The sequence below is a fragment of the Sphingomonas carotinifaciens genome (assembly GCF_009789535.1).
Taxonomy (GTDB): Bacteria; Pseudomonadota; Alphaproteobacteria; order Sphingomonadales; family Sphingomonadaceae; genus Sphingomonas; species Sphingomonas carotinifaciens.
The window spans coordinates 1,094,515-1,109,144 of the sequence record NZ_WSUT01000005.1 but is presented as its reverse complement, the minus strand read 5'-3'; the positions used below and the strand labels follow the sequence as shown (position 1 = coordinate 1,109,144).

Genomic DNA, 14,630 nt, shown 5'->3' with positions numbered 1-14,630 from the left:
GTTTCCCCCGCATGTAACCTGTTGTGCCGGCCGCGTTTTCCCGACGCGGCCGGCATCGGTTTTTTTGGGTCAGGGGCATGGACGTACCCGCGCGTCTTCTGCATGATACCTCCTAATACCAAAACGGAACCAAGGGGCAGGCATGCGGGCGGCGACGACGGCATCGATCGGATCGGGGATCGGATTGGGACTGGTGCTGGCGCTTACCGCCCCCGCCGCGGCGCAGACGCCGTTGAATTTGCTGCCGATGCCCCAGACCATCGTCCGTGGTTCGGGCAGCATCACCATATCCGCCGGCTCCACGGTTTCGGCACAGACACCGCAGGCGCAGGCCGCGGCGCGCCTGCTGGTCGATCATGTCCGCACCGTACGCGGGATCGCGCTGGCGCCGGCCGAGGGTGACGCCCGGATCATATTCGCGCAGGACGATGCGGTTGCGGGGGCGGAGGCGTATCGGCTGGTGGTGCAACCGGGGGGTATCCGCATCACCGCGTCCCGGGCCGCCGGCTTCGTCCACGGCGCGATGACGCTCGCCCAGTTGCTCAGCCCCGACACTGCGATGGGCAAGCCGGTGCGCGTGCCCGCCGTCACCATCGATGACGCGCCGCGCTTCGCCTGGCGCGGGCTCCTGGTCGATCCGGTGCGCCACTTCCAGCCGATCGCCGAGATCAAGCGCATCGTCGACCAGATGGCGGCGGTGAAGCTCAACACCCTGCATTTGCACCTGACCGACGACCAGGGATGGCGGTTCGAGGTGAAGCGATACCCGAAGCTGACCGAGATCGGTGCCTGGCGCCAGCCGCCCTCCACCGGCGGCCCGGCGCCCGCGACGCGCCATGGCGGCTTCTACACGCAGGACGCGTTGCGCGACCTGGTCGCCTATGCCGCCGATCGCGGCATCACGATCGTGCCGGAGATCGACCTGCCCGGCCACGCCCAGGCACTGGTCGCCGCCTATCCGGAGATCGGCGTGCTGGGCAATCGCCCGCCGGTCAGCAACGAATGGGGTGTGATGCCCTATCTGTTGAACCCCAATCCGGCGGGGATGGCGTTCATCCGCAACGTGCTGGACGAGCTGATCGACGTGTTTCCCGGCACCTATATCCATCTCGGCGGCGACGAGGCGGTGAAGGACCAGTGGGAACGCTCGCCCGAGGTGCAGGCGCAGATGCGCGCGCTGAACATCACCACCGAAAACGGCCTGCAAAGCTGGGTGATCGACGAGTTCGGCAAATATCTGGCGACCAAGGGCCGCCGGCTGATCGGCTGGGACGAGATATTGGAGGGTGGCCTGCCGCCGTCCGCGACGGTGATGTCGTGGCGCGGCGAAAAGGGCGCGGTAGAGGCGGTCCGCCAGGATCACGACGTGGTGCTGTCCCCGGCGCCGATCCTGTATCTGGACAGCATGCAGAGCCGCCAGTCCACCGAGCCGCCGGGCCGCTGGTCGGAGATCAAGACGCTGGCCGACGTCTATGCCTATGATCCGATGCCGGCGGGCATTCCGGCGGACAAGGCGCACCATGTGCTGGGCGTGCAGATGAACGGGTGGAGCGAATATTTCGTCACCCCCTGGCAGGTGCAGCATGCGGTGTTCCCACGCATTGCCGCGATCGCGGAAAATGGCTGGATCCAGCGACAGCGCGACTTCCCCGGCTTCGTGGCACGGCTGGTGCCGCAGATGCAGCGCTGGACGCGCGCCGGGGTCGAGGTCGCGGACAGCGCGCTTGCGGTGGAATACCGGCTGGTGGACAGCCCCGGACAGGCGCTGCGCGCGAACAATGTCCGCGTGACGCTGGAGCAACAGGCGCCGCAGGGCACGATCCGCTACACGCTCGACGGCACCGAGCCGGGTGCGCGGTCGAGGCGCTACACGGGTGCGCTGACGATGAAGCCGGGTTCGACGATCCGCGCCGCGCCCTTTGCCGCCGACGGCCAGCGGCTGGCCGCCCCCCGCGACTTCGCCACCGCGCGCGCGGCGCTGTTGACGCGGACGAGTTCGGAAATGGTCGCCTGCCCGAACGGCAAGCTGAACCTGCGCGTCGCGCTGACTCCGGATGCGACCGCCAACGGGCCGGCCTACAACGTCAACATCTTCGACAATTGCACCGCCTATCCGCAGGCGCCGGTCGACCTCGCCCGCGGCTACACAATCGAGGTGGCGCGCCTTGCCCGGCATTACGGGCTGGCGCATGATTTCGACCAGGTCCGCCGACACTATAACGTCACCCCGCATGGCGAGTTGCTGGTGCTGGTCGGCTGCCGCGCCGCGGCGGACGGCGGCACCGCGCCAAAACCGATCATCGCCGGCAGCTTCCCCCTGCCCGACCCCGCCACCGCGCCGCAGCGCATGCGCTTTTCAGGACAATTCCCCATGATGGACGCCACCCAGAGCGACAAGGGAGACAAGGACATCTGCCTGCAATTCACCGCGCCGACCAGCGATCCGATCTATACCGTCGAACGCATGACGCTGACGGAGGCGCAGTGATGCGCGGCTGGATGCTCGCCCTGCCGCTGCTGCTCGCCTCCACCGCGGCGGTGGCGGCGCCCAAGTCGGTGGTGTCGCTGAACGAGGGTTGGACGGTGCGGATCGACCCGGCGGATGCCGCCGCGGCCAAGGCGCACCCGCGCGAGGCAAAGTGGCTGCCGGCGCGCGTGCCGGGGACGGTGCAGCAGGACCTGATCGCCGCCCGGCGCGTGCCCGATCCGTTCAAGGGACTGAACGAGGCGGCGATCCAGTGGGTCGGCCGCACCGGCTGGCAATATGTCCGCACGCTGGAGGTGAGCGCCGACATGGCGGCGCGCGACCATCTGGATCTGGTGTTCGAGGGGCTGGATACCTTTGCCACCGTGTCGGTGAACGGGCAGGCGGTGCTGAAGGCCGATAACGCGCACCGCACCTGGCGCGTCGATGCCAAGCCGTGGCTGAAGCCGGGGCGCAACACCATCACCATCCGTTTCGCCCCGCCGATCGCGACGCTGCAGCCCAGGGTGCTGGCCGAGGCGAACCCCCTGCCCGGCGAATATGACAGCTTCTTCGGCGACGAGCCCAAGGGCAAGCAGACCTCGCCCTATATCCGCAAGGCGAAATATCATTATGGCTGGGACTGGGGCCCCCGCATCTTGAACGTCGGCCCGTCGGGTCCGGTGAAGCTGGAGGCGTGGGACGATGCACGCGTCGCGCAGTTCCGGGTCAACCAGATCGCGCTGAACGACGCGGAGGCGCGGCTGGCCGCCGATTTCGAGGTGGTGGCGGACACCGCCGGCCCCGCCACGGTGCGCGCCAGCCTGACCGGGCCGAACGGCGCGGCCGTCAATGCCGAACAGGTGGTGACGCTGGCCCCCGGCACCAACCGGATCAGCGTGCCGCTGATCATCGCCAATCCGCAGCGCTGGCAACCGGTGGGATATGGCGCACAGGCCCTGTACCGCGTCACCGGCACGCTGGTCGAGAACGGACAGGCCAGCGACAGCGCCCAGCGCCGCATCGGCCTGCGCACCGTGGAACTGATCCGGAAAGACGGCAGCTTCGGCTTCAAGGTGAACGGCACGCCGATCTTCGCCAAGGGCGCGAACCTGATCCCGTTCGACAGCTTCCCGTCGCGCGTGACCGCCGAGGGCATGCGCCGGATGCTGGCCGACGCCAAGGCGGTCAACATGAACATGATCCGCATCTGGGGCGGCGGCTATTACCTGCCCGATGCGTTCTTCGACGCCGCCGACGAGCTTGGTCTGATGATCTGGTCCGACTTCATGTTCGGCGGGTCGGTGACGCCGCCGGACAAGGAATTCCGCGAAAGCGTCCGGATCGAGGCGGAGGAGCAGGTGGCGCGCGTATCCGGCCATCCCTCCATCGTGCTGTGGGCGGGCGGCAACGAGGTGCTGGCCGGCTGGGAGAACTGGTCCGACCGCAAGGCGTTCAAGAAGCGGGTCGGCCCGGACGAACAGGAGCGGATCGGCGCGGGCATGGCGGTGCTGTTCGACCGCGTGCTGCGTCAGGCGGTGCGCGATTTCGATCCCGGCGTGCCGTACTGGCCGGGTTCGCCCTCCACCGATTACGAGGGTCCGGTGGATACCGATGCCGATGGCGACCGGCATTTCTGGGACGTGTGGTCGGGGTCGAAGCCGGTCGAGCGATATCTGGACAGTTGCCCGCGCTTCATGTCCGAATATGGGTTTCAGGGCACGCCCGACCTGTCGACGATCAAGGATTTCGCCGGCACGCTGGACCTGACGTTCGACAGCCCGGTGATGAAGGCGCACCAGAAGTTCCTGGCGGGCGAGGGCAATGCGCGCCTGATGCATTATATCCGCGAGCGTCTGGGCGAGCCGAAGAACTTCGCCGACTTCGCCTATCTGGCACAGGTCAATCAGGCGCAGGCGATCACCATGGCCGCGCTTCATCACCGCGCCTGCCGGCCGGTAACGATGGGTTCGCTATACTGGCAGTTGAACGATGTGTGGCCGGTCGTGTCCTGGTCCAGCATCGATTATAACGGCCAGTGGAAGCTGCTGCATCACGAGGCGAAGCGCTTCTTCGCACCGCAGGCGATCGTGGCCGAGCGCAAGGACGCGGCCACGCGCATCGCGCTCGTCTCCGACGCCACCACCCCGATTGCGGCACGCTGGCGGGTGCGCGGCTTCGGGCTGGACGGGCGCATGCTGGGCGAGCGGACCGGGGACGCGACGCTGGCCCCGCTCTCGGCGGCCGAGGCCGCGGTGGTGCCGGATGCCGACCTGTTCGCGGGTGCCGCGCCCGAGGCGAGCTACGGCGTTGCCGAACTGCTGGTCGGCGATCAGGTGGTCAGCCGCCGCATCGTCGAGCGGGTGCAGCCCAAGGCGATCGCCTGGCCCGATCCGGGCCTTTCCGTCCGCTGGCAGGGGCGCGAGGTGACGATCACCGCCACCAATCTCGCCCGCGCAGTGATGCTCGATTTCGGCGCGGTGGCGGCGCAGCCGTCCGATGACGGGTTCGACCTGTTGCCGGGGGAAAGCCGCACGCTGACCGTCGCGTCCGATGCCTCGCCCGCCACACTGAAAAAGGCGCTTACGCTGCGCACTCTGGGGAACCGCAAATGATCTGGCTGCTGCTCGCAACCGCAGACCCCGTCGCGACCGCGATCGCGACGATGTCGATCGAGGAAAAGGCCGCGCAGTTGCAAAGCACCGCGCCCGCCGATGCCGAGGCCGGGTTGCCCGCCTATGACTGGTGGAACGAGGGGCTGCACGGACTGGCGCGCAACGGCCATGCCACCGTCTTTCCCCAGGCGATCGGCATGGCCGCGACCTGGGACACCGCGCTGGTGAACAGGATCGGCGACGTGGTGGCGACCGAGGCGCGCGCGAAGTTCAACGCCAGGCCCGCCGGGGCCGATCGCCGCATCTATGAAGGGCTGACCATCTGGTCGCCCAACATCAACATCTTCCGCGATCCGCGCTGGGGCCGGGGGCAGGAAACGTATGGCGAGGACCCGTATCTGACGGGCAGGCTTGGCGTCGCCTTCGTGCAAGGATTGCAGGGGCCGGACCCCGTCCATCCCAAGGTGATCGCCACGCCCAAGCATCTGGCGGTGCACAGCGGCCCGGAGGCCGGGCGCGACGGTTTCGATGTCGACCCCTCCCCGCAGGATGTCGAGGCGACCTATCTGCCCGCCTTCCGCATGGCGGTGATCGACGGCAAGGCACGCTCGCTGATGTGCGCGTACAACTCGATCCACGGCACGCCGGCCTGCGCGAGTGGCGACCTGCTGAACGTGCGGGTGCGCCGCGACTGGGGGTTCCGGGGCTTTACCGTGTCGGACTGCGACGCGGTGGCCAACATCCACATGTTCCACCATTACCGTCTGGACGGCGCCGGTGCATCGGCGGCGGCGATCAAGGGCGGCAACGACCTGAACTGCGGCAACGCCTATGCCGCGCTGCCCGAGGCGGTCCGCCGCGGCCTCGTCACCGAGGCGGAGGTCGATACCGCGCTCACCCGCGCGCTGGAGGCCCGCCGCGCGCTCGGCATCGCGTTCGGCGCGACCAGCCCGTGGAGCCGGATCAAGCCGAGCGAGATCGGCACCCCCGCCCACCGCGCGCTGGCGCTGGAGGCGGCGCGCAAGAGCATCGTGCTGCTCAAGAACGAGGGCGATCGCCTGCCGCTGAAGCCCGACACCAGACTGGCGGTGATCGGCGCCAATGCCGACGATCTGGGCGTGCTGCAGGCCAATTATCACGGCACCACGGCGCATCCCGTCACCCCGCTGGAGGGTATTCGCGCCAGGTTCCGCCAGGTCGCCTATGCGCAAGGGTCGGTGCTGGCCGATGGCGCGCCGGTGGTGCTGCCCGAAACCGCGCTGAAGGACCTGACCGCGACCTACAGCGTCGGCGGCCGCGTGGTGAAGACGGAGCGCGCGCGCAAGATCGACCTGGACATCACCCGTGTGCCCCCGGTCGAAGGCCTGCCGGCGACCGGCTGGGTCGGCCGCTGGACGGGGATGATCACTCCGCCGGGGCCGGGTGCGTATCGACTGATGCTGGATCAGGCGCAGTGCTGGAAGGATTGCCGGACGCACGACACCGCGCGCCTGTCGATCGGCGGGCGCGTGCTGCATGATGGCGCGGTTCCCAAGGGGCGCGTCGAGATCGCCTGGGACAGCGACGGCAGCCCGCAGCCCTTCGACCTGATGCTGGACCACGCCAGCGAGGACGAGAGCTTCCGCCTGCTCTGGCTGCCGCCGGAGGCGCCGATGATCGCCGAGGCCGTGAAGGCGGCCGAGAGCGCGGACGTCGCGGTGGTGGTCGGCGGCCTGTCCCCCGATCTGGAGGGCGAGGCGCTTCAGGTGCAGGTGCCCGGCTTCGTCGGCGGCGACCGTACCGACATCATGATCCCGCCGGCGCAGCAACGGCTGCTCGCCGCGCTGAAGGCGACGGGCAAGCCGATCGTGCTGGTGCTGGCCAGCGGCAGCGCGGTCGCGGTGGACCCGACGGTGGCGGCATCGGTGCTGACCGTCTGGTATCCGGGCGAGGCCGGTGGCACCGCGCTGGCCGAGGTGCTGGCGGGCACCACCAACCCGTCGGGCCGCCTGCCCGTCACCGTCTACAAGACGACGACCGACCTGCCCGCATTCGTCGATTACGGGATGAAGGAGCGCACCTATCGCTACTTCACCGGCACGCCGCTCTGGGGCTTCGGCCACGGCCTGTCCTATACCCGCTTCGGCTATGACGGCGTGCAGGCGCCGGCCAGCGTCGCTGCGGGTCAGGACCTGACCGTCACCGCGCGCGTCACCAATGCCGGCGCGCGCGACGGCGAGGAGGTGGTGCAGGCCTATCTGGTGCCGCCCGCACAAAGGCCGGGATCGATGACCGCGCCGGTACTGCAACGCCAGCTCGTCGGCTTCACCCACGTCGCGCCCCGGCCCGGCAAGACGGTCACCGCGCGCTTCACGCTCGATCCGCGCGCGATGAGCGTGGTCGATCGCGACGGGCGCCGCCATGTCGTGCCGGGCGACTATCGCCTGTGGATCGGTGGTGGTCAGCCGGACACCGCGCCCGGCCAGTGGGTGTCGTTCAGCGTGACGGGTGCGGACACGGAGTTGCCCAAGTGATCGTCGACCGTCGCCAGTTCGTCGCGGGCGCGGGCGCGCTCGCCGCCGCACCCGCCTTCGCCGCCGCGCCTGCGCTGCCGTCCAGGCGCCCGGCACCCGGCCAGCGCCGCTTCACCAGCCCCGCGGTCGAGCGCGAGATCGCGCGCGTGTCGAAGCGGATCGGCGATCCCAAGCTGCGCTGGATGTTCGGCAACTGCTACCCGAACACGCTCGACACCACGGTGAAGATGGGCACCGCGAACGGCGGCCCCGACGCGTTCGTCATCACCGGCGACATCAACGCGCTGTGGCTGCGCGATTCCTCGGCACAGGTGCGCCCCTATCTGCATCTGGCGCGCGAGGATGCGAAGCTGGCCGAGCTGTTCCGCGGCCTGATCGCGCGGCAGGCGCGCTGCATCCTGATCGATCCCTATGCCAACGCCTTCATGGAGGACCCGACCGCACCGTCCAACCTCGAATGGTCGCAAAAGGACCGGACCGAGATGAAGCCGGGCGTCGCGGAGCGGAAGTGGGAGATCGACTCGCTCTGCTACCCGATGCGCCTCGCCTATGAATATTGGCAGGCGACCCGCGACAAGCGGCCGTTCGACGCGACGTGGAGCGAGGGCGCGCGCGCCACGATCCGCACCTTTCGCGAACAGCAGCGCAAGGACAATCGCGGGCCGTACAGCTTCCTGCGCACCTCCGACCGCAATACCGAGACGATGCCGCTGGAGGGCTGGGGCAACCCGATGCGCCCGGTCGGCCTGATCGCCTCGGGCTTCCGCCCGTCCGACGATGCGACCCAATATCTCTTCCTGATCCCGTCCAACTGGTTCGCGGTGACGACCTTGCGCGAAATGGCGGTGGTCGCGAACGAGGCGCGCGGCGACGCCGCGCTTGCCCGTGACGCCACCGCGCTCGCCGACGAGGTGGAGGCGGCGCTGCGCCAGTGGGGCACGATGCGCCTGCGCGACGGGTCGGATGTCTGGGCGTATGAGGTCGACGGCTTCGGCAACGCGCTCTTCATGGACGACGCCAACGTCCCTTCGCTGTCCGCGCTCGGCTATCTCGGCTGCGTGCCGATGGACGATCCGCTGTGGCGGCGGACCGAGGCGGCGGCGTGGAGCGATGCCAACCCTTATTTCTTCCGCGGCACGGCCGGGGAAGGCATTGGCGGGCCGCATGTCGGGCTCGGCTGGATCTGGCCCATGTCGCTGATCATGCGCGCCATGTCGACGAACGACGCAGCGACCATCCGCGCCTGCCTGAAGACGCTGCGCGATACCGATGCGAACACCGGCTTCATGCACGAGGCGTTCTTTCAGGACGATCCCTCGAAGTTCACCCGCCACTGGTTCGCCTGGACCAACGGCCTGTTCGGCCAGCTGATCGTGACGCTGGCCCGCACCAACCCCGCGATCCTGAGCGAAGCGCTGTGATCGCCTGCGCCCTTTCCCTTTATCAGCAGGACCACCGATGATGACCACGCCCGGTACCGTCTCCCGCCGCAGCCTGCTCGCCTCCGCCGCGGCGCTGGGCATGCCCCTGCCCGCGCTTGCCGCGCGGCCGGCGCGGCCCCGCGCGAACCTGTTCATCGGCACCGGCGGCGACGGCCACACCTATCCCGGCGCCACCCTGCCGTCGGGCATGGTGCAATTGTCGCCCGATACCGATGTGGAGCGCTGGGACACCTGCTCGGGCTATCACCACGGCGACGGCTCGATCATGGGGTTCAGCCATACGCACCTGTCGGGCACCGGCATCGGCGACATGCTGGACGTGCTGGTGGTGCCGACGCGCGGGCCCGTGCAGCTGCTCCCCGGCCCGCTCGGCAACCCCGATGCCGGCTATCGCCAGCGCTTCTCGGCGGAGCATGCCGAACCCGGCTATTACCGGGTCGCGCTGGAATCGGGCGTGCGGGCCGAGCTGACCGTGACCGAGCGGACCGGCTGGCACCGCTACACCTTCCCGGCCGGCGCCGGGCATATCCTGGTCGACCTGTCGCACCTGATCCTCGACAAGTCCGACGCCGCGCCCCTGATCGACGAGGCCAGCCTTGCGGTCGATGCGGACGGCACGCTGACCGGCGGCCGCCGCGTCCATCGCTGGGCCAAGGGCCGGCGCATCCATTTCGCGATGCAGCTGTCGCGCAAGCCCGACCGCATCACCTTCTACGGCGACGATGATGCCGAGCAGCCCGCCGGCGCCGCCGGGGTGCAGGGCAAGCGGGTGAAGGCGGTGCTGCATTATGACGATGCCGGCGCGAAGCCGGTGCTGATCCGCTGCGGCATCTCCGGCGTCGATGTGGACGGCGCGCGCCGCAATCTGGCCGCCGAGGCGCGGCACTGGAACTTCGACACCGTACGCCGCGATGCCGCCAAGACCTGGGCGCGCGAGCTGGACGCGGTCGCGGTGGAGGGCGGCACGCCCGACCAGCGCACGATCATGACCTCGGCGCTCTACCACGCGCTGCTCGCCCCCACCCTCTTCTCCGACGTCGACGGCCGCTATGTCGGCATGGACCGGCAGGTCCACACGCTGCCCGCGGGCGAGCGCGCCTATTCGACCTATTCGCTGTGGGACACCTACCGTGCGCTGCATCCGCTCCTGACCATCGTCGCGCCCGACCGGGTGCAGAGCCTGGTCTCCGACATGATCCGCCAGACCGCCCAAAGCCCGCTGGGGCCGCTCGTCTGGCCGCTTCAGGGCGTGGAGACGGGGACGATGATCGGCTGGCACGCGGTGCCGGTGCTGGCCGAGGCGCAGGCCAAGGGGATCAAGGCCGATTACGCCGCCGCCTGGCCCAACATCGCCAAACGCTCGTTCGACTTCACCATGCGCGACCTCGACAATTCCAAGGGCCGCGACCTGTATGACGCCAAAGGCTATGTGCCCGCCGACAAATGGTTCGAAAGCGTCAGCCGCACGCAGGAATATGCCTATGACGACTGGGCATCCTCCAAAATCGCGCGTGCCGCCGGCCGGACGGCGGAGGCGGACCGCCTGCTCAAGCGGTCGGGCAACTGGCGCAACGTCATCGATCCCGCGATCGGCTTTGCCCGCCCCCGCTTCGACGATGGCACATGGTGGAAGGACTATGATCCGATCCAGCTCGGCCACATGCCCAAACCCTGGTGGCGCGACTATACCGAGGCCAATGGCTGGCAGGCGACCTTCCTGAACCAGCACGACGTCTACGGCCTGATCGCGCACATGGGCGGCGAGCGCGCGTTCGAGGCGAAGCTGGATGCGCTGTTCAACGCGCCCTCCACGCTGCCCGAAAACGCGCCGCCCGACATTTCCGGGCTGGTCGGCCAATATGCGCATGGCAACGAGCCGGACCAGCATGCCGCTTATCTCTACGCCTATGTCGGCGCGCCGTGGAAGACGCAGGGCATGGTCCGCCGCCTGCTGACCGAGATGTACAAGAACGATCCCGACGGCATCATCGGCAACGACGATTGCGGACAGATGAGCGCATGGTTCGTGCTGTCCGCGCTCGGCTTCTACCCGGTCGATCCGGTCGAGGCGGTCTATGTCTTCGGCTCGCCCCTGTTCGAACGCGCGACGCTGACGCTGCCCGGCCGCCGAAAGCTGGTGGTCGAGGCGCCGGGCAACGGACCGACGACGCCCTATGTGAAATCGGTGCAGTGGAACGGCCGCCCCTGGACCAAAAGCTGGATTTCCCATGCCGATCTGGTGAAGGGCGGCCGCCTGACCTTTACGATGAGCGCGACGCCCGAACCCGGCTTCGGCCGTGCGCTTGCCGACCGGCCGCCCTCGTTCGGCCGCACCCCCGCCTGATGCCGGAGCCTCGCATGACCGATCTCACCCGCCGCTCGCTGATCGCCGCCGGTGCCGCCGGGGCGGCCCTGCCCGCCTTGACGCCCGCCTTTGCGCAAACGCCGGCAGGCGCACCGAAACCTTGGGGCGCGACGCCGTCGAAGCGACAGCTCGCCTGGCACATGCGCGAGCAGTACGCTTTCGTCCATTTCTCGATCAACGCCTTCACCGATCGCGAATGGGGTTACGGCGACGAGAGCCCGACGCTGTTCAACCCCAGCGACTTCGATCCCGACCAGATCGTCGCCGCGGCCAAGGCGGGCGGCATGCGCGGCATCATCCTGACCGCCAAGCATCATGACGGCTTCTGCCTGTGGCCGACGAAGCTGACCGAACATTGCATCCGCAACAGCCCGTACAAGAACGGCCGGGGCGACATCGTCGGCGAGATGGAGCGGGCGACGCGGCGTGCCGGCCTCGCCTTCGGCCTGTATCTCTCGCCCTGGGACCGCAACCATCCCGACTATGGCCGGCAGGGCTATATCGACTATTTTCGTGCGCAGATCGTCGAGCTTTGCACGCGCTACGGCGAACTGTTCGAATTCTGGTTCGACGGGGCCAATGGCGGCGACGGCTATTACGGCGGCGCGCGCGAGACGCGCAAGATCGACGCGCCGGCCTATTACAACTGGCCCAGCATGATCGCGCTCGTTCACCAGCATCAGCCGATGGCCTGCACCTTCGATCCGCTCGGCGCCGATGTGCGCTGGGTGGGCAATGAGGACGGCATTGCGGGCGATCCCTGCTGGCCGACCATGCCCAACCACCCTTATGTCCAGTCGGAGGGCAATTCGGGCGTGCGCGGGGCGCCGCTGTGGTGGCCGGCGGAAACCGACGTGTCGATCCGGCCGGGCTGGTTCTACCACGCCGACGAGGATGCCAAGGTCAAGGATCCTCAGCGTCTGCTGCGCCTGTACGACGAATCGGTCGGCCGCGGCACGAACCTGAACCTCAACCTGCCACCCGACCGCACCGGCCAACTGCACGCACACGATGTCGCCGTGCTGAAAAGCTTCGGCGATGCGCAGGCCAGAACCTATGCGACGAATCTTGCACAAGGTGCCGTCGTGCGCGCCAGTCATGAGCGCGGTGCGGCCTTTGCCGCGGCCCGCGTGCTAGACGGCAACCGCGACACCTATTGGTCGTCGCCGGACGGCGTGACCACGCCCAGCCTGACGCTGGACCTGCCGCCGGGCAAGCCGTTCGACGTGATCCGCCTGCGCGAATATCTGCCGCTCGGCGTCCGCGTGACGCGCTTTGCGATCGATCTGGACGAGGGCCAGGGCTGGCGCCAGGTGGCGGAGCACGAGTGCATCTCCGCCCAGCGCATCATCCGCCTGCCCAAGCCCGTCACCGCGCGGCGCCTGCGCCTGCGCATCGTGGAGGCCCCCGCCTGCCCCGCGATCAGCGAGATCGCGCTATTCCGACAGGCGGCGCCGGTACCGGTCGCGCCGGTGCGCTCGTCCGATCCGACGATCCTTGCCAAGCAGGGCTGGCGCATCGTCGCCGCATCGGGGACGGGTGCGGAGGCGTTGATCGACAACGAGGCGGCGACGCGCTGGACCGTCCCCGCCCCCAGCGCGGCGGCCCCGGCGCAGGTGACGATCGACCTGGGCGCCGCACAGATGCTCGCCGGCTTCAGCCTGACGCCGTCGCGCACCGTCGCCAAGGACACCGCACCGCCGCGCGGCTATGTCTGCGAGACGAGCATGGACGGCAAGACGTGGACGCCCGGTGCGGCGGGCGAGTTCGGCAACATCGCCTATGCGCTCGCCACCCAGCGCGTAACCTTCGACACGGCGCGCCGGGCGCGTTTCCTGCGCCTGTCCTTTGCCGCCACCGCCGTGCCCGCGGGCAAGCTGATCGTGGCGGAGGTGGGTGCGTTCACGGTGCGGTGATCCGCACAAGCCCCTCCCACCGCCTCATCCCATCCCCAAACCCGTTCGTGTCGAGTAGAGATCGAGTAGTCCCGCAGGGACGTATCGAGACCTCCTATCGAGACACCGTATCGTGCGCCAATCTGTCTCTCGATACACCGTCTCGATACGCGGCTTTGCCGCTACTCGACGGCTACTCGAGACGAACGGGTAATTGTTTCGATCTGCCATCATCGCCCCCGGAGCCACGCCGCGCGACCAGCCAGCCGGCGAGCAGTGCCACGCCGGCACCGGCCACCACCATCCCGGCGCGGCGCTGTTCCGGCCGGCGGAAACCGCCATCGACCGCGCCGTCATCGGCCGGCGGCGCGAACAGGTTGCCGCCGGTCACCGGCACCGGATCGGCCCTGGCGAAATACCGTCCCATGAAGCCGTTCATCATCGCCGCGCTCAGGTTCGGCGTGGCGAATTGCGTGATCTTCATGAACGCCGCCGGCGCGCCCACCGCCGTCGTGTTGCGCGGCCGGTCGGCAAGGCGCACCACCGCCTTCGCCACGGTGCGCGGATCGAGTACGCCCGGCGGCACCGACGTCTTGCCGCCCGTGTAATTGCCCGCATGCGCGATCGCGGGCGTATCGACAAAGGTCGGATATACGTCGCAGATATGGATGTGGCGATATTCCGAGACTTCGCCGCGCAACGCCTCGGAAAAGCCGCGCAGCCCGAACTTGCTTGCCGCATAGGCCGCGGCCCAGGGTGCGGCCAGGAACCCGCCGATCGAGATCATGTTGACGAAAATGCCGCGCTTCTGCTCCAGAAAGATGGGCAGGACCGCATGCGCATCGTGCATGTGACCGATCAGATTGGCCTCGATCACCTGCCGGTGCGCTTCCATCGGCACCGCGTGATATTGGCCGACCGCGCCGATCCCGACATTGCTGAACCACAGGTCGATACCGCCCAGATGCTCGCGCGCCCGTGTCGCCAGCGCCTGCACCGCCGCGGCATCGGTGACGTCGGTCGGGATCACCAGCGCCTCGCCCCCTGCGGCACGGCATCGCTCGGCCACCAGATCCAGCGCGCCCTTGTTGCGCGCCGCCAGCACCAGCTGCGCACCGCGCGCGGCAAAGGCTTCTGCCGTTGCGGCGCCGATCCCGCTCGACGCACCGGTGATGACGACCTTGGTCGGATGGTTGCGGGTCATGGGCATCCTCCTGAAAACCTGGTCCCAACGCGTCGCCCGCCGGATCGGACCTTTGCCCTGCGCCCGGTTGCCCCTATTTTGCGGCGCTTGCGACGGAAACGGACCGCCCATGCATCATGGGATGGACGAGGG

Annotated in this window: 7 protein-coding genes; 6 read left to right on the top strand and 1 reads right to left on the bottom strand. The window is 68.7% G+C overall.

The window, feature by feature from the left end; genetic code table 11:
- Nucleotides 1-142: 142 nt before the first annotated feature.
- The 6 genes from GQR91_RS07220 to GQR91_RS07195 are packed head-to-tail and all read left to right on the top strand — an operon-like array spanning nt 143 to nt 13,315.
- A complete protein-coding gene (locus GQR91_RS07220) occupies nt 143-2,488 on the top strand; it encodes a beta-N-acetylhexosaminidase (RefSeq protein ID WP_149682260.1) in 2,346 nt (781 codons plus the stop codon).
- Nucleotides 2,488-5,079: a beta-mannosidase gene (locus GQR91_RS07215; protein ID WP_149682261.1), complete on the top strand. Its 2,592-nt coding sequence runs from the start codon at nt 2,488-2,490 to the stop codon at nt 5,077-5,079. The genes GQR91_RS07220 and GQR91_RS07215 overlap by 1 nt, the downstream gene beginning before the upstream one ends.
- Nucleotides 5,076-7,592, top strand: coding sequence for a glycoside hydrolase family 3 C-terminal domain-containing protein (locus GQR91_RS07210; RefSeq protein ID WP_149682262.1), 2,517 nt, complete (start codon nt 5,076-5,078; stop codon nt 7,590-7,592). Before GQR91_RS07215 ends, GQR91_RS07210 begins: the two co-directional genes overlap by 4 nt.
- A complete protein-coding gene (locus tag GQR91_RS07205) occupies nt 7,592-9,013 on the top strand; it encodes a glycoside hydrolase family 125 protein (protein WP_149682388.1) in 1,422 nt (473 codons plus the stop codon). Before GQR91_RS07210 ends, GQR91_RS07205 begins: the two co-directional genes overlap by 1 nt.
- 37 nt (nt 9,014-9,050) lie before the next feature.
- Complete coding sequence (locus GQR91_RS07200) at nt 9,051-11,378, top strand: GH92 family glycosyl hydrolase (RefSeq protein ID WP_149682263.1); 2,328 nt, start codon at nt 9,051-9,053, stop codon at nt 11,376-11,378.
- Nucleotides 11,379-11,392: 14 nt separating this feature from the next.
- Complete coding sequence (locus tag GQR91_RS07195; RefSeq protein ID WP_149682264.1) at nt 11,393-13,315, top strand: alpha-L-fucosidase; 1,923 nt, start codon at nt 11,393-11,395, stop codon at nt 13,313-13,315.
- Between the two features lie 172 nt (nt 13,316-13,487).
- On the opposite strand, the gene GQR91_RS07190 is transcribed toward GQR91_RS07195, so the two are convergent.
- Nucleotides 13,488-14,498: an SDR family oxidoreductase gene (locus GQR91_RS07190; RefSeq protein WP_149682265.1), complete on the bottom strand. Its 1,011-nt coding sequence runs from the start codon at nt 14,496-14,498 to the stop codon at nt 13,488-13,490.
- Nucleotides 14,499-14,630 lie beyond the last annotated feature (132 nt).